The sequence below is a fragment of the Mesorhizobium sp. WSM4832 genome (genome assembly GCF_055811115.1).
Genome location: NZ_JBVVQH010000011.1, coordinates 36,753 through 55,901, shown reverse-complemented (window position 1 = coordinate 55,901; position 19,149 = coordinate 36,753). Strand labels below are relative to the sequence as shown.

20 protein-coding genes are annotated in these 19,149 nt (G+C 64.1%); 9 read left to right on the top strand and 11 right to left on the bottom strand.

What is annotated here, in order from left to right:
• Window positions 1–116 precede the first annotated feature (116 nt).
• On the bottom strand, window positions 117–716 hold the full coding sequence (locus tag AC0L2L_RS16940) for a LysE family translocator (RefSeq protein WP_027168176.1): 600 nt from the start codon (window positions 714–716) through the stop codon (window positions 117–119).
• A gap of 85 nt (window positions 717–801) precedes the next feature.
• Between AC0L2L_RS16940 and AC0L2L_RS16935 the strand changes: the two genes are divergently transcribed.
• Complete coding sequence (locus AC0L2L_RS16935) at window positions 802–1,677, top strand: LysR substrate-binding domain-containing protein (protein WP_473579725.1); 876 nt, start codon at window positions 802–804, stop codon at window positions 1,675–1,677.
• 11 nt (window positions 1,678–1,688) lie between these two features.
• Here AC0L2L_RS16935 and AC0L2L_RS16930 read toward each other — a convergent pair whose 3' ends face one another.
• The 4 genes from AC0L2L_RS16930 to AC0L2L_RS16915 all read right to left on the bottom strand — a co-directional run bounded on the left by AC0L2L_RS16930 (window position 1,689) and on the right by AC0L2L_RS16915 (window position 5,433).
• The gene (locus AC0L2L_RS16930) at window positions 1,689–2,339 is read right to left on the bottom strand and encodes a glutathione S-transferase family protein (protein WP_473579724.1); all 651 of its coding nucleotides are present in this window, start codon (window positions 2,337–2,339) and stop codon (window positions 1,689–1,691) included.
• A gap of 100 nt (window positions 2,340–2,439) precedes the next feature.
• Window positions 2,440–3,090 carry a dihydrofolate reductase family protein gene (locus tag AC0L2L_RS16925; RefSeq protein ID WP_473579723.1) on the bottom strand — a complete coding sequence of 217 codons (651 nt, stop codon included), beginning with the start codon at window positions 3,088–3,090 and terminating at the stop codon, window positions 2,440–2,442.
• A 96-nt stretch (window positions 3,091–3,186) separates the two neighbouring features.
• Window positions 3,187–4,029, bottom strand: a complete 843-nt coding sequence (locus AC0L2L_RS16920; protein ID WP_473579722.1) for a protein-L-isoaspartate O-methyltransferase family protein — start codon at window positions 4,027–4,029, stop codon at window positions 3,187–3,189.
• A 45-nt stretch (window positions 4,030–4,074) separates the two neighbouring features.
• Window positions 4,075–5,433 carry an Nramp family divalent metal transporter gene (locus AC0L2L_RS16915; RefSeq protein WP_027168181.1) on the bottom strand — a complete coding sequence of 453 codons (1,359 nt, stop codon included), beginning with the start codon at window positions 5,431–5,433 and terminating at the stop codon, window positions 4,075–4,077.
• A 238-nt stretch (window positions 5,434–5,671) separates the two neighbouring features.
• On the opposite strand from AC0L2L_RS16915, the gene mntR reads away from it, so the two are divergent.
• From mntR to AC0L2L_RS16900, 3 genes are all read left to right on the top strand, one after another.
• Window positions 5,672–6,124, top strand: coding sequence for a manganese-binding transcriptional regulator MntR (gene mntR / locus AC0L2L_RS16910; RefSeq protein WP_473579721.1), 453 nt, complete (start codon window positions 5,672–5,674; stop codon window positions 6,122–6,124).
• A 196-nt stretch (window positions 6,125–6,320) separates the two neighbouring features.
• Entirely contained in the window at window positions 6,321–7,250 is a 930-nt protein-coding gene (ypfJ, locus tag AC0L2L_RS16905; RefSeq protein WP_473579720.1) for a KPN_02809 family neutral zinc metallopeptidase, read from the top strand.
• Window positions 7,251–7,416: 166 nt separating this feature from the next.
• Window positions 7,417–8,685 (top strand): TCR/Tet family MFS transporter, encoded by a 1,269-nt coding sequence (locus AC0L2L_RS16900; protein ID WP_473579719.1) that lies wholly within the window; start codon window positions 7,417–7,419, stop codon window positions 8,683–8,685.
• Between the two features lie 215 nt (window positions 8,686–8,900).
• Here AC0L2L_RS16900 and carA read toward each other — a convergent pair whose 3' ends face one another.
• The gene (gene carA / locus AC0L2L_RS16895) at window positions 8,901–10,106 is read right to left on the bottom strand and encodes a glutamine-hydrolyzing carbamoyl-phosphate synthase small subunit (protein ID WP_473579718.1); all 1,206 of its coding nucleotides are present in this window, start codon (window positions 10,104–10,106) and stop codon (window positions 8,901–8,903) included.
• A 318-nt stretch (window positions 10,107–10,424) separates the two neighbouring features.
• Here carA and AC0L2L_RS16890 point away from each other — a divergent pair, with 318 nt between their 5' ends.
• A complete protein-coding gene (locus AC0L2L_RS16890) occupies window positions 10,425–10,874 on the top strand; it encodes a GatB/YqeY domain-containing protein (RefSeq protein WP_140808067.1) in 450 nt (149 codons plus the stop codon).
• A gap of 74 nt (window positions 10,875–10,948) precedes the next feature.
• Here the strand turns inward: AC0L2L_RS16890 and AC0L2L_RS16885 are convergent, their stop codons facing one another.
• Both AC0L2L_RS16885 and AC0L2L_RS16880 read right to left on the bottom strand, forming a co-directional pair.
• The gene (locus AC0L2L_RS16885; protein WP_473579717.1) at window positions 10,949–12,253 is read right to left on the bottom strand and encodes an acyl-CoA dehydrogenase family protein; all 1,305 of its coding nucleotides are present in this window, start codon (window positions 12,251–12,253) and stop codon (window positions 10,949–10,951) included.
• Window positions 12,254–12,428: 175 nt separating this feature from the next.
• Window positions 12,429–13,442 carry a PQQ-dependent sugar dehydrogenase gene (locus AC0L2L_RS16880; protein WP_473579715.1) on the bottom strand — a complete coding sequence of 338 codons (1,014 nt, stop codon included), beginning with the start codon at window positions 13,440–13,442 and terminating at the stop codon, window positions 12,429–12,431.
• A 262-nt stretch (window positions 13,443–13,704) separates the two neighbouring features.
• On the opposite strand from AC0L2L_RS16880, the gene AC0L2L_RS16875 reads away from it, so the two are divergent.
• On the top strand, window positions 13,705–13,992 hold the full coding sequence (locus AC0L2L_RS16875; protein ID WP_473579714.1) for a hypothetical protein: 288 nt from the start codon (window positions 13,705–13,707) through the stop codon (window positions 13,990–13,992).
• Between the two features lie 36 nt (window positions 13,993–14,028).
• Here AC0L2L_RS16875 and AC0L2L_RS16870 read toward each other — a convergent pair whose 3' ends face one another.
• Window positions 14,029–15,030, bottom strand: a complete 1,002-nt coding sequence (locus tag AC0L2L_RS16870; RefSeq protein WP_473579713.1) for a hypothetical protein — start codon at window positions 15,028–15,030, stop codon at window positions 14,029–14,031.
• A gap of 144 nt (window positions 15,031–15,174) precedes the next feature.
• Window positions 15,175–15,636, bottom strand: coding sequence for a GFA family protein (locus tag AC0L2L_RS16865; protein WP_473579712.1), 462 nt, complete (start codon window positions 15,634–15,636; stop codon window positions 15,175–15,177).
• A 104-nt stretch (window positions 15,637–15,740) separates the two neighbouring features.
• Here AC0L2L_RS16865 and AC0L2L_RS16860 point away from each other — a divergent pair, with 104 nt between their 5' ends.
• From AC0L2L_RS16860 to AC0L2L_RS16850, 3 genes are all read left to right on the top strand, one after another.
• Window positions 15,741–16,352, top strand: a complete 612-nt coding sequence (locus AC0L2L_RS16860) for a TetR/AcrR family transcriptional regulator (protein ID WP_473579711.1) — start codon at window positions 15,741–15,743, stop codon at window positions 16,350–16,352.
• 191 nt (window positions 16,353–16,543) lie between these two features.
• Window positions 16,544–17,254 carry a DNA helicase gene (locus tag AC0L2L_RS16855; protein WP_473579855.1) on the top strand — a complete coding sequence of 237 codons (711 nt, stop codon included), beginning with the start codon at window positions 16,544–16,546 and terminating at the stop codon, window positions 17,252–17,254.
• 51 nt (window positions 17,255–17,305) lie between these two features.
• Window positions 17,306–17,863: a GNAT family N-acetyltransferase gene (locus AC0L2L_RS16850; protein WP_473579710.1), complete on the top strand. Its 558-nt coding sequence runs from the start codon at window positions 17,306–17,308 to the stop codon at window positions 17,861–17,863.
• A gap of 94 nt (window positions 17,864–17,957) precedes the next feature.
• On the opposite strand, the gene AC0L2L_RS16845 is transcribed toward AC0L2L_RS16850, so the two are convergent.
• The gene (locus AC0L2L_RS16845) at window positions 17,958–19,139 is read right to left on the bottom strand and encodes an MFS transporter (protein WP_473579709.1); all 1,182 of its coding nucleotides are present in this window, start codon (window positions 19,137–19,139) and stop codon (window positions 17,958–17,960) included.
• Window positions 19,140–19,149 lie beyond the last annotated feature (10 nt).

The following is a 19,149-nucleotide window of genomic DNA, read 5'->3' as shown; positions in this document are numbered from 1 at the left end:
AGCGACCCTCCCCACAAGGGGGAGGGTGGCGCCGCGCTTCCTACCTCCCCCTTGTGGGGAGGTCGGACCGCAGGTCCGGGTGGGGGTACTGGCGCCGACCTTGTTCTGTCGTCACCCTATGCCCCCCGCCACATCGGAATGATCGAGGCGGCCAGCACCAGCGCCAACGCGATGTTGAGCGCGCGCCATTGCCGTTCGGTCTTGAGCAGCCGCGCCAGGATCATACCAGCCACGCACCAGATGGACAGCGAGACGGCGGCGGTGAGGCCGAAGGTCGAGCCGAGCAGCAACGCGAGCTGTGCCGGGCCGTCGGCAAGGGCGGCAAACGAGGCCGCGGCGCCCAGTCCCATCGCCCAGCCCTTTGGGTTCACCCACTGGATGCCGGCGCCGCCGAGGAAGCTGTTCGGTCTGGCCATCGTCACATCGAGATTGGGCGGGCCGGCGCGGCCGATCTTGAGCGCCAGCCACAGGAGATAGAGCGAGCCGATCACCTTCATCGCCAGTTGCAGCGAAGGGACCGCAAGCAGCAGGGCCGCGAGCCCGGCGGCCGCCGCCCCCGTCACGGTGGCGAGGCCGGCGGCACTGCCGATCATCAGCGGAACCGACCGGCGAAAGCCGAACTGCGCGCCCGAGGCGGTGGACAAGGTCGTGGCGATGCCGGGCGTGGCGGTGGCCACGAAGGCAAACAGGATGAGCGGCAGGATGGGCTGGAGCATGGGCGTCCTTCTCGGAGGCTCCATGGTAGGCATGGTCCGGCATCAGTAAATGCAATGTTTGATATGGTTTGCATTAGCATCTATAATGGCAATTATGATCCGCGATCTCGACACGACCCTCATCCGCACCTTTGTCACAGCGGCCGACAAGGCCAGCATGACGGCGGCGGCGAATGCGCTTCATCTGACGCAGGGCGCCGTCAGCCAGCAGGTGAAGCGACTTGAGGAGGTGCTTGGCCAAAGCCTGTTCGAGCGCGATCGCCGCGGTTTGAGGCTGACGCGCTCCGGCGAGCGGCTGCTCGACAAGGCCAGGCGCCTGCTGCAGCTCAACGACGAGATCCTCACCGAGATCAAGGGCAGGGCGGTTGCCGGACAGGTGCGGATCGGCGTGCCTTACGATCTTGTCGGCACGCTGCTCGCGCCAGTGCTGAAAGCTTACGCCGAAGCCTATCCGCAAGTGGAGATATCGCTGGTCTGCGCTTCCTCGCCGGAGCTCGCGGCGGCCCTGGCGGCGGGCACGATCGACCTTGCCGTCCTCGAGGAACGCGCCGGCCCCAGCGCCGGCGAATGCCTGCTTGTCGACCGGCTGGTCTGGGTCGGCGCGAGAGGCGGGGCGGCGCGCCTGAAGCGGCCGCTGCCGGTTTCGATCGTCGCCGACACCTGCGCCTTCCGGCCGGCGGTGCTGGCCGCACTCAGCGAGCACGGGCTCGACTGGCGTACCGTGTTCGAGAACGGCAACATCGATGCAACGACCGCGACGGTGCGCTCGGACCTCGCGGTGACCACATGGCTCGCCTCGACGGTTCCGGCCGATCTCGACATCCTGTCCGATGCCGGCCTGCCACCCCTGCCGAATTTCTCCGTCAACCTGCATCTGCCCAAACACGCCACCCAGCCGGCCGCGCAGGCCTTCGCCAGCCATATCCGCGAAGGTCTTTCCCGCTATCGCCAGGCGGCGTGACGCGCCGCCGGTCAGCCATTCGCCGTCGCCATGGCGACCGCCAATTGCGCTTCGAAAGCGCGCTTGAAAGCTGGCCGCGCCTCGCCGCGGGCGACATAGGCAGCAATGTTTGGGAATTCGTTCAGCAGCCCCGATCTCTGCAGCCGGCGCAGCACGCCCACCATGACAAGGTCGCCGGCGCTGAAGGCGCCATCGAGCCAGTCGCAATCGCCGAGATGGCGGGAGAGTTCGCCCAACCGCTTGCGGATCCGGTCGTCGACCAGCGGCAGGCGCTCATCGTGCCACGGCGCATCGTGCTCCAGGATCACGGCCGTCGTGCGGTCGAGGATCGGCTGCTCCACCGTGCTGAGGGCTGCGAACATCCAGGCGATTGCGCGCGCCCGCGCGTTCGCATCGTTGGGTAACAGGCCAGCATGACGCTCCGCGATGTGGAGGACGATCGACCCCGACTCGAACAGAGCGAGATTGCCTTCTTCATAGGTCGGGATACTGCCGAAGGGGTTGAGCATGAGATGCGCGGGCTGCTTCATCGCATCGAACGAAACAAGACGAACGTCATAAGGCTGACCGACTTCCTCAAGTGCCCAGCGGACGTGCATGTCGCGCGCCAGCCCCCTGCCGCCATCGGGCGAGCGTTCAAAGGCGGTGATGGTGGGTATCATCGGCAGGCTCCTGGTGATGGCGTTAAATGTCTCGTGGTTCCGCGAAGGCATCGTGCGCGGGCGAGGCGCCAGCCAGGCCGGCCCCGCCCGCCATCTATCGCTACTTCCAGGTCTTGCGCCGCTCGAGCTCGGCTTCGGAAGGCTCCTGCTGAGCAAACGAGCCCGTGCGGATTTCTCCTGCGCGCTCGTAAGTCGCCATGATGACGCCGGTGGTGGAGGCCTGCGACTTGACGAGCTTGAAGGCGCCCGGCATCGCGCCATCGCCGAACAGCCGCTTGCCCTTGCCCAGCAACAGCGGGAAGGTCATCAGCCGGATCTCGTCGATCAGCCCGTTGGCGAGCAGGGTCTGGATCAGATTGCCCGATCCCTGGATGAGCAGGTCAGGCCCGTCCTCCTGCTTGAGTTCCTTAAGCCTTGCAACGATATCGGACCCCAGCGACTGGGTGTTCTGCCAGGTCAGCGAATCCGGCCGATGCGTCGCCACATATTTGGTCGCGGGGTTGAAGGCATCCGCGATCGGATCTTTCTGATACGGCCAGTACGCGGCGAAGATGTCGTAGGTCCGGCGGCCGAGCAGCAGCGCGAAGGGCTTGGAAAATAATTCATCCAAGGCCGCGCCCGCCACCTCGTCGAAGTAATGGAAGGTCCAGCCGCCGAACTTGAAGCCGCCGACCGGATCCTCTTCCGGTCCGCCGGGCGCCTGCATGACGCCGTCGAGGCTGACGAATGTGGCGGCAATGATCTTGCGCATCTGTCTTCTCCTGTTCACTGATCCGCGCCATCAGGGCCGGATTTCTAGCTAAGGACGAACGGCAAGGCGCGTTTTCGACAAGGGCCCTTCAAATTTCTATCGCGCGCCATCGGCGCGAATGGCGCGTGACGAAAACCAGACATCGCCAAACACGGCGGTTGCCGTCCGATCCGGTGTCTTGGCTGCTGTCAGCCAGATCGAGCGGGTACGGGTTGCGCGCTCGCGGGTCGGTATCTTCGCCCCGGGTTCGGCAATGGAGGCGCCGACGCAAGGGATGAACCAGGAGCCCATGAAAGGCCGGCAGGCGAAGCCGTTCTCCGCGCGGGTGACGAGGACCGCGAGGCCGACCGTTTCGGATGGACGCCAGGGGAAGATCATGCGGCCGCCGGGTTTCAGCGCTTGCAGCCATGCGGTGGGCGGAGCGACGACGCCGGCATTGACATAGATGACGTCGGACGACGGAAGCGGATTGGCGACAGCGTCGCCCCCAATAAGCTCGACGTTGCCGTAAGCCGCGAGGTTCGCCCTGGCTTGCGCGGCGAGATCGGCCTCCAGCTCGAAGGCGGTGACGCTGCCTCCCGGCTCGACCAGCCTCGACAGCAGCGCAGTATAATATCCGGTGCCGGCGCCGATATGAGTGACGGCCTCGCCTGGCTTCGGCCCGACCTTGTTGAGCCACATGGCATGCAGAAGCGGCTCGCCATTGTTGATGCCCTTGTCGGCATCGAGCACGACAAGCACGTTCTGGTAGATATAGGCTGGATCGGCCGTGGGCGTTTCTATCCTGCCGTCACCGGCAAAGACCGTCCACGGCCCCGGGCCAAGAAAGGCCTCGCGGGGCACTGACGCAAAGACCTGCTCGATGCGCGGGTCGGCCGAGCGCGCCTGCGCGGCCATCAGCTTGGCGTAGAATTTGCGGGCGTCATCCGATCCGGCCATGCTTGAAGAAGATAGCACTGCCGGGTGGAATGTCGCGGTCCGATTTCAGCCGGCGACGGTGTCGTAGAGCAGCTTGAAGTTGAGCACGAGGATGATGGCGGCGACCACCCAGGCCAGGGCTGCAACGCCGCGCGGGATGGCGAGATTGCCCATTTTCTTCTTGTCGGACACGAACTGCACCAGCGGGACGACCGCGAAGGGCAACTGCATCGACAGCACGACCTGGCTGAAGACCAGCAACTGCGCCGTGCCCCTTTCGCCGTAGAGCGCGGTGACGATCACGACGGGGACGATGGCGATGCCGCGCGTCAAGAGGCGGCGCGCCCATTGCGGGATGCGCAGGCGCAGGAAGCCTTCCATGACGATCTGACCGGCGAGTGTCGCGGTGACCGTCGAGTTGAGGCCGGAGGCCAGCAGCGCGACCGCGAACAGGATCGAGGCGATGCTCAAGCCCAAGAGCGGTGAAAGCAGCTCGAAGGCCTGGCCAATCTCGGCGACGTCGTGATGCCCGGTGTCGTGGAACGCGACCGCAGCGACGATCAGGATCGATGCGTTGACGAACAGCGCCAGGATCAGCGCGATGGTCGAATCCGTCGTTGCCCATTTGATGGCGTCGCGCTTGCCGCTGTCGGTGCGCTCATAGGCGCGGGTCTGCACGATCGAGGAGTGCAAATAGAGGTTATGCGGCATGACCGTCGCGCCGATGATGCCGATGGCGATGTAGAGCATCGTCGGATTGGTGACGATCTCCGACGACGGCACGAACATCGAATGCAGGATCGTCCCGGCCGGTGGCGCGGCGACAAAGATCTGAATGGCAAAGCAGCCGAAGATGATGATCAGCAGTGCGACGACGAAGGCCTCGAGATAGCGGAAGCCCTTGTTCATCAGCAGCAGCACAATGAAAGCGTCGAGCGCGGTGAGGATGGCGCCGCCGATCAGCGGGATGCCGAACAGAAGCTGCAGCGCGATCGCCGTGCCGATCACCTCGGCGAGGTCGCAGGCGATGATCGCCAGCTCGCAGGCGATCCAGAGCATCAGATTGACGGGGCGCGGATAGTAGGCGCGGCAGGCCTGGGCGAGGTCGCGGCCGGTGGCGATACCGAGACGCGCGGCCAGCGCCTGCAGCAGGATCGCCATAAGGTTCGACAGCATGATGATGAAAAGCAACGTGTAGCCGAACTGGGCGCCGCCGGCGAGATCAGTCGCCCAGTTGCCCGGATCCATATAGCCGACCGAGACCATGTAGCCCGGTCCCATGAAGGCGAACAGGCGGCGGAACCAAACGCCGGTCTGCGGCACCGCAATCGAGGCATTCACCTCGCGCAAGCTGGGCTGCTCGTCGCCGGGCCTGTCGAATCGCCACGCGGGTCGGGCTATGGTTGCTGCATCGGCATCGGACATGGGGGTTTCCGCTTGACTGTATCGGCGTCCCTTTTATCTACGCCATGGCTCAACATTATGCAATAGGCTATATTTCATTGATCATGCTTTCGTGATGCGCTGGAGCAAGCCGGGCGGTGGGCTGCCGCAAACGCCGGTTGCGCCCGCGCGGGAATGCAAATAAACGGCCGGACCAACAGGGGTTCGTGCTATGGATGCGATCCCATTTCAGCCGTAAGGCAGCCAAGAGGAGCGCGTATTGGCGCTGAGGAACAAACCGGTTCGGCGCGAAGAGCCGCTTCCCGATGCCGAAATCCATTCGGAAGGATTCCGGCAGACGCGCGAGGCGCGCCGCAGCGCGCTGGTCGAGGACTATGTCGAGCTAATCGCCGACCTGATCGAGGACGGCAACGAAGCGCGGCAGGTGGATATCGCGGCAAGGCTAGGCGTGGCGCAGCCGACGGTGGCAAAGATGCTGACCAGGCTGTGCGCCGACGGACTGGTCTCGCGAAAGCCCTATCGCGGCGTGTTCCTGACCGAGGCCGGCCGCAAGGTCGCCGAGGAAAGCCGCATCCGCCACCAGACCGTGGAAGCCTTCCTGCGCTCGCTGGGCGTCAGCGCCGAGACGGCGCGCATCGACGCCGAGGGCATCGAGCACCATGTCAGCGCCGAAACGCTGGACGCTTTCCGCCGGGCGATGACGCATCGCTAAGCGTCTCCGCCTGGGTACCGACAGCTGGTAAAGGCGCTGGCTGGAAACGGAAGAGCTAACATTGCGGTGCCTGCCGCCGGGCTCGTATCCCGGCCGCGAAAAATGCTGTGACTTGATTTGGCCATTGGGATAATTGTTTGCGAGGGGGAGGTCGCGGGCCGGTCCCTTCAGGACATTCGCATTGCGAGGAGTTGCCATGCTTTGGAGAGGCCGTCGTCAGAGCGACAATATCGAGGACCAGCGCAGCGATAGCGGCGGAGGACTTGGTGGCGGGTTGGGCGGCAGCCCCGGTCAGTTCCGCATTCCGATCGGCGGCCGTGCCGGCGGCGGCTCCAGCATCATCCTCGTCATCCTAGTCGTGCTCGCCGGGTGGTATTTCGGCTTCGATCCATCGCAGATCCTGGGTGATGGCAGCGGCGGCCTGGTGCCGGGCGGCGGCGGCCAGATCACCGAGGACAACAGCGCGCCGGATGGCGGTTCTCCGGCTTCCGACGAGATGAAACAGTTCGTCGCGACGGTGCTGGCGGAAACCGAGGACACCTGGACGGGCATTTTCAAATCCGAGGGCCTGACCTACGAGGATCCCAAGCTCGTGCTGTTCAGCGGCCAGGTTCGTTCGGCCTGCGGTTTCGCATCGGCGGCGGCCGGGCCGTTCTACTGCCCGGGCGACCACAAGGTCTATCTCGACATGACCTTCTTCCAGCAGCTCGACCAGCAGTTCGGCGCGTCCGGCGAATTCGCGCGCGCCTATGTGATCGCGCATGAGGTCGGCCACCATGTGCAGAACCTCACCGGCATCATGGGCAAGTTCAACCAGATGCGGCAAAGCATGGGCGAGGTCGAGGCCAACCAGATGTCGGTTCGCATCGAGCTCCAGGCCGACTGCTTCGCCGGTGTGTGGGCGCATTACACGCAGCAAAAGGGCATCCTGGAGCAGGGCGATATCGAAAGCGCGCTGAACGCGGCCAAGCAGATCGGCGACGACACGCTGCAGAAGAAGATGCAGGGCTATGTCGTGCCGGAGAGCTTCAACCATGGCACCTCGCAACAGCGGCAGACCTGGCTGGCGCGCGGCTACAAGAGCGGCAAGCTGACTGACTGCAACACGCTCAGCGGAGCAATCTGAGACGGCGGTGTATCCGCTTCCTATCGGTGACGGCCTGCGATCGAATGCGCCTGGCAAGTGATGTCAGGATGAGGCATTTGCCTTCGTTCGCGTATTGTTCCAATCGGCAACCTCGCCTATAAGGTGCCTCCCGCCTTTGCCCCGGGCGGCTCAGGAGCTTATCACCATGATCGACCCCAAAACCGCCAAGCGGGGCCTTGCGCTCGTCTTCACCACGCTGCTGCTCGACATCATCGGCTTCGGCATCATCATGCCGGTGCTGCCGGCCTATCTGGAGGAACTGAGCGGGGTCAGCGTCAGCCAGGCCGCGATCGAGGGCGGCTGGCTGTTCTTCGTCTATGCGGCGATGCAGTTCTTCTTCGCGCCGATCATGGGCGGCTTGAGCGACCGCTTCGGGCGGCGGCCGATCCTGCTTGCCTCGGTGCTGACCTTCTCCATCGACAATCTGATCTGCGCCGTCGCCTGGTCCTATCCGATGCTGTTCATCGGCCGGGTGCTGGCCGGCATTTCCGGCGCCAGCTATTCAACGACCTCCGCCTTCATCGCCGACATCTCGAACGACGAGAACCGGGCGAAGAATTTCGGCCTGCTCGGCATCGCCTTCGGCGTTGGCTTCGTCATCGGCCCGGTGCTGGGCGGGCTGCTCGGCACGTTCGGGCCGCGCGTGCCGTTCTATTTCGCCGCGGCGCTTGCCTTGGTGAATTTCCTGATCGCGATGTTCCTTCTGCCGGAGACGCTGGACGAAAAACACCGTCGACGCTTCGAGTGGAAGCGCGCCAATCCGGTCGGCACGCTTATGCAGATGCGCAATTATCCGGGCATCGGCTGGATCGGGCTGGTGTTCTTCCTGATGACGCTCGGCCATATGATGTATCCGGCGGTCTGGTCGTTCGTTTCGACCTATCGATATGGCTGGAACCAGCAGCAGATCGGCTTCTCGCTCGGAGTCTTCGGCCTGTGCGGCGCGATCATCATGGCGACGGTGCTGCCGCGGGTCATTCCCAAGCTCGGCGAGTGGAAGACGGCGGCGATCGGGCTGACCTTCACCGCGCTCAGCGCCTTCGGCTATGCGTTTTCGACGCAAGGCTGGATGATCTACGCGGTGATCGTGGCAGGCTGCCTGGAGGCGCTGGCCGACCCGCCGCTGAGGAGCCTCGCCGCCGCCAAGGTGCCGCCTTCGGCGCAGGGCGAATTGCAGGGCGCGATGACCTCGATCTTCTCGATCACCTCGATCATCACACCGCTGCTCTATACCGCGATCTTTTCCTGGTTCACGGGCCCGACGGCGCCGGTTGCGTTCGGCGGCGCGCCCTATGTGCTCGGCGCGATTTTCCTGACGCTGGCGGTTATCGTCTTCGTGACGAAAGTGGCCAAGCCGACGCCGAAGGAAGTCGAGCGCATGCATACCCAGGAAGCCGCGACCGACGCGGCTTGAGGCGTGTTGATATTCAGGTGAAGCCGGCCTGCAAATGGCGGCTTCCTGCGCTTCCGGCCTTCGCCGGCCGAAGCACTCATCGGCGACGTGGCAGTAAAATTAAGGCTACGACCGGCGTAGGCCGGTGCTCACGTACTTAGGTACGCTCCGCTCCGGTTCTCGGAAGCCACAACTTTCGACTCGGCCTGACCTGAATCTCAACATGCCTCAGGTCGCTACGCTCGTTCGGCCAGCGCTTCCTCGCCGCGCCGTTCGCGGATCAGGTTGACGAAGCGGCGGAAGAGATAGTGCGAATCCTGCGGGCCGGGCGAGGCTTCGGGATGATGCTGGACCGAGAAGACCGGCCGGCCGGTCAGCGCGATGCCGCAGTTCGAGCCGTCGAAGAGCGAGACATGGGTTTCCTCGACGCCATCGGGCAGCGAGTCGGCGTCGACGGCGAACCCGTGGTTCATCGAGACGATCTCGACCTTGCCGGTGGTGTGGTCCTTCACCGGATGGTTGGCGCCGTGATGGCCCTGGTGCATCTTCTGCGTCCTGCCGCCGAGCGCCAGCGCCAGCATCTGGTGGCCGAGGCAGATGCCGAACACCGGTATGTCGGTCTTGAGGATATCCTGGATCACCGGGACGGCATATTCGCCGGTCGCCTCCGGGTCGCCCGGGCCATTCGACAGGAAGATGCCGTCCGGCTGCATGGCCAGGATTTCCTCGGCGCCTGTCTTGGCCGGGACGACGGTGACCTTGGCACCGAGGCCGGCCAGCAGGCGCAGGATGTTGCGCTTGACGCCATAGTTGATGGCCACGACATGCATCGACGGAGCGTCCTGCTCGCCATAGCCCTCGTTCCAGATCCAGGGCGTCTCGCGCCAGACCGAAGACTGGCCCGACGTGACCTCCTTGGCGAGATCGAGGCCGATCAGGCCGGACCACGCCGCGGCCTGCCGCTTCAGGTCCTCGATGTCGAAGACGCCATCGGGCGCATGCGCGATGACGGCGTTGGGCATGCCTTTCTCGCGGATCAGCACGGTCAGCGCACGGGTGTCGATGCCGCAAAGCGCGACGATGCCGCGCCGCTTCAGCCACTGGTCGAGATGGCCGGCAGCGCGATAGTTGGACGGGTCGGTGACATTGGCCTTGAAGATCGCGCCGACAGCGCCCGCGCGGGCAGCCGGGTGCAAATCCTCGATATCCTCGTCATTGGTGCCGACATTGCCGATATGCGGGAAGGTGAAGGTGACGATCTGGCCGGCATAGGACGGGTCGGTGAGGATTTCCTCATAGCCGGTAAGCGCCGTGTTGAAGCACACTTCCGCAACGGCCGACCCCGTGGCGCCAAGACCGCAGCCTTCGATCACCGTGCCGTCGGCGAGGACCAGAAGGGCGGTCGGCTTTTCGGTGGCCCAGGGGGCGGTGGTCGTGGCCATGGCGGCACTCCTGTCAGGCGCTTCAAACCGGCCGGCTGGGCCGTTCGCGCAGCAAGGCGCGCAAAGCAGGCTTTGCCGCTTTCACACGCCAGTTCGTTCTCGTCATGCCGTTTTCCCAAAACCGCTACGCACTTTCGGGCGACATGACTTCATTGTCTCATGCAGGACCGAGTACATAGGGGAAGGCGCCGGAGCGGTCAATGCGGCGTCCCGAAACCGCAGACGATTTGCTTTCGTCCAGCAATATCAGCGGCTTGCCGGGATTTGCGTTACCCGTTCGGCAAAGCTATTGTCCGCCGCATTCGAAGGAGAAGCACGATGCGCGAGAAAATCGCCGAATCCATGAAGAGCGCGATGAAGGCGCAGGACAAGCACCGCCTGCCGACGCTGCGGCTGATCCAGGCCGCCATCCACGATCGCGACATCGCCAATCGCGGCGCCGGCAAGCCGCCGGCGAGCGAGGAGGAGATCCTGCAGATACTCGCCAAGATGGTGAAGCAGCGCGAGGAATCGGCCAAGGCCTTCGAAGACGGCAAACGGCCGGAGCTGGCGGCGCAGGAACGCGGCGAGATGGAAATCATCCGCGAATTCCTGCCGACGCAGCTCGACGACGCGGCGATCATGGCGGCGGCGCGCGAGGCGATCGCAGCGACGGGGGCTGCCAGCCAGAAAGATATGGGCAAGGTGATCGGCGCGCTGAAGCAGAAATATGCCGGGCAGATGGATTTCGCCAAGGCGAGCGCCATCATCAAGGGACTGCTGCAGTAGAGAGACCGCAGCGGCCGCCGCAGGCTCAGGGTGGCCGGGCAAGCGCTTACGCGAAAACCGGGATCGGAGGCCTGTCAGGCGCGGAGGCGCTCATGCGTATCAAAGTCGCAACCCGGCAAGGCCGCAGTTTCCTCGACAGGCGCGCGATGAAGCCGCGCGCAACGGCGGTCAGGTTCATCCTCCTGTGGAGGACGCGCTTCCGATCCGGCCGATGTCAGGCGTTGCGACCACTGTGCCTTGGCGTGGCCCAAGGCGAATTCCGCCAGCCTGAGAAGCTGCACGTCGGAAGTGCCCGCCGGCGCGAAGATGTGGTGCGCGTCGCGCAGGTACCTTTCGATGGGCCGGTCGGTGAACAGCCCGCAGGCAGCGTGCACTTCCATGGCGTTGCGAGCCGAATCCAGGGCGTATTCGACGTTGATCAGCTTGGCGTTCATCAGTTCGGCGTCGCAAGCCTGGCCGTGATCCAGCAGATGCACCGCGTGGTAGGCGGCGAGCCTTGCAGTCATCAGGCGCGACGGCATCTGGCCAAGCTTCTGCTTGATGGTGGGAAGCTCCCACAAAGGCTTGCCGTAGCGGCGCTGCCGCGTCGCGAATGCCACGGTTTCCTCGACGAGCGCGCGATGAATCCCCAGCGCGACGGCGGTGAGGTTCGGCCTCCCGTAGAGGATGCTGGACGAATAGGCCACGGCCAGGCCGTCGCCCTCGGTGCCCAGCATGCTTTCGGCCGGGATCCGGCAATTGTCGAAGACAAGCTCTCCGAAACCGAAGCCATGCAATCCCATCGTCGGCTTGAGCGCGCCGCGTGAGACGCCGGGACGATCCGCCTCCACCAAGAATGCCGACAATCCCTTGGAGCCGCTTCCGGTGCGGGCGACCACTCCATGCAGGTCGCCGACATGGCTGTTGCCGACATGCACCTTGCGACCATTGAGGATGTAGCCGCCGCCATCGCGTTCGGCGCTGGTCGCCATGCCGAGCACGTGGCTGCCGGACTCACGTTCGGTAACGGCGATGGTCGGCAGGCAGTCACCCTTGGCGATGGCTGGAAGCCACTCGCGTTTCTGGCTTTCGCTGCCGAAATGGAGAATTTTCGCGACGCCAAGTTGTGACGCCTGCACCATCGCGCCCATGGCGCCGCTGACGCGCGAGATCTCCTCGATGACGATGGTCTTGGCCAAATGCCCGAGACCCATGCCGCCATATTCCTCGCCGATGGTGATGCCGATCCAGCCCTGGCGCGCGATCAGCCGGGACAAGCCCTCTTCCACCGATCGCGCCGCCTCCATGGCGGCGATACGGGGGGCGATCTCTGCCTCCGCAAAGGTCCTTGCTTGCTCGCGGATCCGATCGTGGCGCTCCGTGGCGAAATAGCTGTTCATCTGCTGCTCCTGATTTCCGGCCGCGACGATCGCAAAAGCGGACTACGGAGCGATTTCAAGGAGACGGGGTTTGGTTACATCCGAAACACAGACCGGGGATCTGTTGCGCGAGCGTCCGACGCATGATGGTCTTGTGCCGAGCCCGAGCCAGCCGTGCGATACCCGCTCCGGCTCGTCATTGTCTGAAGACGTAAATCGCGCCTTCGGCGTCGTCGGATACGAGGACGGAACCGTCCGGCGCTTCCTTGACGTCCACGGGCCGGCCGACGCCCTTGGCGAAAGTCGTCGCCGAAACCGGACGGCCACCCTGAAAGCGCACGCGCACGACCTGGCGCCCGACCGGAACCGACCTGTTCCAACTTCCGTGCTCGGCGACCAGAGCGTCGCCGCCGAGGCTTCGGAAGAAATGAATTCCCAGCGTTGCGACATGCGCCTGGAAGTCGAAGACGGGCGGAACCTGCTGCGCGGGCGGTCGCTCATCCTCGAATCCTTTGAGCCGGGCCTGGCCTCCGAAATAGGGAAAGCCGTAGAAGCCGCCGGGCCGGAGCTCGTTCAGCTCGTCGGGCGGAATGTTGTCACCCATCCGGTCGGCGCCGTTGTCGGTGAAGAACATCGCGCCGCCGTGCCAGTCGAAGCCGACCGAGTTGCGCACGCCCCAGGCGACGCGCCGAAGATCGGACCCGTCCTGTTTCATGCTGACGATCGTGCCTTGCAGCCCGCGCGGGCTGCAAATGTTGCAAGGCGATCCCAGCGAGACATAGAGCCGCGAATCCGGGCCGACGCCGATATAACGAAAACTGTGGACCCCCGAATTCGCCAAATCCCGGCGAATGTCGCGCCTGCCGCTCAGAGCGCCTCCCGGCCCGATATCGAACGCGGTCACGCTGTTCCTCGAGGCCACGAACAGGCGACGGTCGGCGCAGGCGACACCGCTCGGAGCTGAGAATCCGGAAGCGACCCGCTGGGCGCGACCGCCGGACACCGGCAAGGCATAGACCGACGATCCCTTGGTTCCGACGAACAGCATGTCGCCGCAGACCGCCATTTCGCGCGCGGCGGGAACGCGGGCGAGAAGCGCGGCCTGCGCCGGGCCGACGGCTGTACCAAGGGTAGCCGCCGCGACCGAGGCGAAAGCGAGAAATCCGATTCTGGCTGAGCGAAATCCGGCCTTAGGGGAAAAGACGACCATCGGCGCCTCCGAACAGTCTGCCGAAGGGAATTGGAGCGGCGTATCCTGGTTTCAAGTCGGCGCCAGGGCACTGGCGGAAGAGGCGACCGGAGAAACCCAAAGACCACTGCTCTTCCGCGATGTGGACGATGCCTACGCGCCGCGTATCGGTCCTTTCGCCGGCGATGACCGGGCCTGCCCGATCCGCTCAGGGTGGAAGGTGGTCAGGTAAGTGCCTACCTTGAAAGACAACGATCAGCTTCTATCAAGTGCGGAGCCGCGTATGCGGATCGAGGTCGAAACCCACAAAGACCGCGGCATCGAAGTGCCCCGCAGGTTCTGCCTCAACGGCGACCCGGTGGATGTTTTCGAGATGATCGACCAATGGTTTGGTGCCGATTACCGCTACTGCAAGGTCAAAGGCAGCGATGGCGGGCTCTACATCCTACGGTACGACGAATTCCGATCGGAGTGGAACCTGACGATGTTTGCAAGCGAACGGGCGCGGGCGGTGACGGCCGGAGGAGCTTGGCCAAGCCAAAGCGCCATCGTCAAGGGATTGCTTCAATAGGTTCGCCGCGTTGAAGGCACGCGTCCATTGGAAACCTCACGGACCCTTGCAGATCGGCACCGGCTGCGGCGGCGGCAGCGGGTGATCCTTCTTGTACTGCGCGATGATCGGCTCAAGCGTCTTCTTCGGCCAGAATTTTGGCGAGCCGATCTCCTTCAGGCAGGATGCATTCCAATAGAGACCGGCGCCTGACAGCGATTGTCTGGCGGCCTTCGCCCGGGCGACAGCGGCGATATCGCGCGATTCCGGATAGATGTAGAGCGTCGTCGGTTTGTTCTTCACGATGGGGATGATCTGCTCGGCATCGGCCGGCGACCAGCTGGTGCAGCCATTGCTGCGGCCGCCGGCATAATTCACCAGCTTGCCGAACAGGACAAAGCCGTCATGATCGGCGTATGAGCTGTTCGGATCTTTGCGCAGGCACATGCCCCTGAGCAAGGCAGCAGGATGCCCGCCGATCACGCGCTGCCTGGCATTGGCCGCTTCGCCTTCGCCGTCGAATTGGATGAAGCTGCGCATGAATACCGCGTTCTGCGCGCCGACCCGGTAGTAGCCCTTGAAGGACGTCTTGGTCTCGGCGGTGATGTAGGCACCGCCGGCCGTCAGCTCGGAGTCCATCGCGTTGCTGAAGTTTTTCGCGCAACGCCTGCCGTTGGAGAAATCGGCGACGCCCTTCAAGTTGCGGCCGCCGCCATGGCCCGAGGAAACCGCGCGGAAGAGCTGTTTGGCTTCGCAGATGATATAGTAGCGCTGGCCAAGCACGCTGTTGCCCAGATCGCCGGGGCGCGTGGCATCCATGGCGAAGTAGCAGGGATTGCTGACCGAACCATCGCTGGCTTTCTTCTGGTAAAGCGCGCGCGCCCGCTCCAGCACGACCTGCGAGATCTGGCCCTCGCCATCGCCGACATGGGCCTGCAGCCAGGCTGGAATGGTTGAGGGTTGCAAGGCCGCGAAAGATCGAACCGACATCGTCAGGGCGACGGCAACGGCGAGGAGGCAAAGCACAGCCGCACCCAGCGGAACAGATCTCAACCGCACCAGCTCAGTTCCCCCTCTCGAAGCGTTGTCGGGAATCACCCTGATGCGATCATAAAACGTCTCGTGCCAATCGGCGAAACACTTCTAGTTCAAGCCTAGTGGAGCGATCGGTTCACGCTTCGCCAAATAGATCGCCTCGCCACTTCACAAGCCGCTCATGATCATTTTCCCGATCGCCATCTGGCTCGCGAAATAGCCGCTGTATTTGGGCAAGCTATCGGGCATGTCCAGCGCACGACGGTGATAGAATATGTCGATCCGAACCGGCGGCAGCCGGACCTCGGGCTCGAAGTTGCCGGCCGGGATGAAGATCACCTTGAACGGCCCGACGCCCGCAACCTCGACAACGGGTTTGCCGCAAGTTCGGCAGACACCGCGATTGAAGTTCGGCGGCGGGCGGTATTTCTTGAATGAGATGTTGCCGGCGTTTTTCAGCTCGACATCCCCGGCGCGAACGGCGACCACATCCGCGAACGGTTTGCCGTTGAAGGCTTGGCAGATCAGGCAGTGGCACCGGAACCTGGCTTTCGGCGAGGCATGCACCTCGAACGAGCAGGCGCCGCATTCGCATGAGCCGCGTAGCGGCAACGATGTGTCGGTGGTCATGTGCCGCCCACTCCGATGTAGACAGGGGAAACTTATGCCCTTGACATAGGCGCTTAAGTAGTCACTGTCAACAATGTATCCGCAAGAAACTTTTGAGGGCATCCATGCAGGACCCAACCAACCGCCCCTATCACCACGGCGATCTCCGTCGCGCGGTCATCGAGACGGCGTTGGATATGCTTCAGGAGGAGAAGAACTGGCAGTTCACGCTGCGGGAAGTCGCCCGCCGGGCCGGTGTAAGCCACGCGGCACCGTACAAACACTTCCCCGACAAGGCTGCGCTGCTTGCCGAGCTTGCTGTGATTGGCTTCGACCGGCTGCGCGAGTCCTTATCGGCAGCCAAGCCCAAGGCGCCCAAATCTCTGCGCGACGAAATTACTCCGGTAGCTCATGCCTACGTCGCGTTCGGAACGGACAACCCGGCTCTCTATCGCCTGATGTTCAGCGCAGGGGAGGAGAAAGCCGCGGGGATGCATCTCAGTGAGCGGGCGCTCGCGGTCTTCGATGTGGCGCTCGAAATCCTCCGGCGCGGCCAGGCCGCGGGGAGCATTCGCAAGCGGCCGATAGAAGGTCAGGCGGCGACCTGGTGGGGGCTCGTTCACGGCATGACCATGCTTGCGATCGATGGGCTCCTGGTGCCCGAGAAGGTGGGATCGGCCCCGTTGGATGCGGCTTTGAACACATTGGTGGAGGGGCTGGCGACCCCGGCAACATGACACTGGCTGCCCGGACATCCGCGATTTTTGCGCCAGCGAAAATTGCGGTATCATTCGATTCGGCGCGCCCACGCCTCCTCCCTCTATCGGGAAAGCATTGTTCATGCAGGGCTGTCGATCACTCAACCAACTGTTCGGGCGCCAGGCATAAGGAGGGGTTGCGAAGACTGCTCGCGGCAGGAGGTTTTTCGATGCGCCTTTCCGCACCCGTCTATCATCTGAAGCGTCAGGCGAAGCTACTGTCCCGCAGGGAGAATGTTCCCCTTCACCAGGCGCTCGACCGCGTTGCCGCCAAGGAAGGTTTTGGCAGCTGGAGCCTGCTTGCGGCCAAAGCCGCCGAGGCTGCGCCCGCCGGGAGGCTGTTGGCGCGGCTGATGCCCGGCGACATGGTCCTCGTGGCGGCGCGGCCGGGCCAAGGCAAGACGCTAATGAGCCTCGAACTCGCCGTGACGGCCATGAAGCAAGGCAATCGCGCTGTGTTCTTCACCCTGGAATATATGCATGCCGACATCCTGGACCGGTTCCGCGACATCGGGGCCGACCCTGCCGATTTCGACCACTTGTTCGAGTTCGACAATTCCGACGCCATCAGTGCCGGCTACATCATCGAGACGTTGCGGTCGGCGCCGCGCGGCACGCTGGCGGTCATCGACTATCTGCAGCTGCTCGACCAGAAGCGGGAGAATCCCGAGCTCATGGTCCAGGTCCGCGCTTTGAAGTCGTTTGCCCGGGAACGCGGACTGGTGCTGGTCTTCATTTCGCAGGTCGACAGGTCATATGATTCCGCCAGGAAACCGTTCCCGGATATTGGCGATATCCGGCTGCCGAACCCGCTGGACCTGTCACTGTTCGACAAGGCCTGTTTCCTGAACAGGGGTGAAATCCAGTTTCAGGCGACTTGAGAGCGATCTATCCCGCGGTTATGTCTGCCGATCCCGACGGGGAAACGAACCATGATCGAAATCGTCAAACCCGCGCTCGAACATTTGCCGTCCTACAAGGCGGCGCTGGAGCGCGGGTGGTCGCCCGACAATGTTCGGCTCATGGAGGCGACGCGCGAGCAGCTTGAGGCGATCGAGAAGGATCCTGTCGAATTTCTTGACAGCCTCGACGACCCCGAAGCCAAGGGACCGCCCGTCACTCTGCCCGACGGCACCAAGGTCGCGCGGCTGCCGGGCTTCCGGCGCTGGATCTGGGATGGCGAGGCCGCCGGCTCGATCGGCTTTCGCTGGCAGAAGGGCACGTCGGCGCTGCCTTCACATGTGCTTGGCCATATCGGCTATGCCGTGGTGCCCTGGAAGCGGGGCCGCGGCTATGCGACCGAGGCGCTGCGGCTGATGCTGGACGAGGCGAGGGCGGTCGGCCTCGACCATGTCGAGATCACTGCCAAGCCGGGCAACCCGGCCTCGCACAGGGTGATAACAGCCAATGGCGGCAGGCTGGTCGGCCGCTTCTTCGAGGACGCCGCCTATGGCGGCGCCGAAAGCCTCAGGTTCCGGATCGATCTTTAAAAGCAATTCCAGGAAACGTGTGTCCCGGTTTCCGTCCAAAATTGCGTAAAGCAAAGAGATAGAGCGCCCTGCCGCTTCCCTGAAACGCTCTCGGCTACTCCGCTGCCGCTGGCAGCGGCGGCATCGCGCGGCTGCGCCATTCCCAGGCCTGCGAGGCGACAGCCACCACCACCGCCACCAGCATGGCCAAGGCGCCGGCGAGCGGCAGGCTGCGATAGCCGTAGCCGGCATTGAGCATCGCCGCGCCAAGCGATGCGGCGAGCGCGATGCCGACATTGAAGCCGGACGGGATCAGCGAGGAGGCGAGGTTGGAGGCGTCGGCCGTCCAGGCGAGGATGCGCGTCTGGATCGGAGCGCCGATGGCGAAGTTGAGACCACCCCAGATGATGATGGCGACGATCATCGGCGCCGGGTAAGGGCTGACAAGATGGATGACGCCCAGCGTCACCGCCTGCAGGGCAAGCATGGCGATCAGAGACGGCATCAGCTTCCAGTCGGCAAGCTTGCCACCGACAAAGACGCCGATCGTGGCGCCGACGCCGTTGAGCAGCAGCACCCAGGGGATCAGGCTTTCGTCGAGGCCGGTGACCTCGATCAGGGTCGGCGTGATGTAGGTGAAGAGGCCGAACTGGCCGATCATCAGCATCAGCATGAGGATCAACGACGTCCAGACCTGCTGGCGGCCAAGCACGCGGACCTCCCGGGCCAGGCCAGCCGGCCGGTTGGCGGCGCCGGCAGTGCGGGGCAACAGCGCCAGCATGGCGAAAATCGCGACGATGCCCAGTGCGCCCATCACCCAGAAGGTCGCGCGCCAGCCCCACAGGCTGCCGATCGCGGTGCCGGCCGGCACGCCGATGACATTGGAAACCGTCAGGCCGGACAGGATCACCGCGACTGCCCTGCCGCGCTGGTCCTCGCGCACCAGGCTGACAGCAACCACCATGGCGACGCCGAAATAGGCGCCATGCGCGACCGCGATCGCGACGCGCAGAAAAAGCATCGAGGTGAAATCGGGCGCCAGCGCGCAGGCCGCCTGGCCAAGGGTGAACGCAATTGTCAGCCCAATCAGCAACGTCTTACGCGAAACCTTGCTGGTGGCTAAAGCCAGCAGCGGGCCGCCGATGGCAATGCCGCAGGCATAGCCGGAGACGAGATAGCCGGCGGTCGGTATCGAAACGCCAAGGCCCTGCGCCACCTCGGGCAGCACGCCGGCGATGACGAATTCGGTTGTGCCGAAGGCGAAGGCGGCAAGGAAAAGGGCAATCAGTGGCAGCATGCTTCAAAAC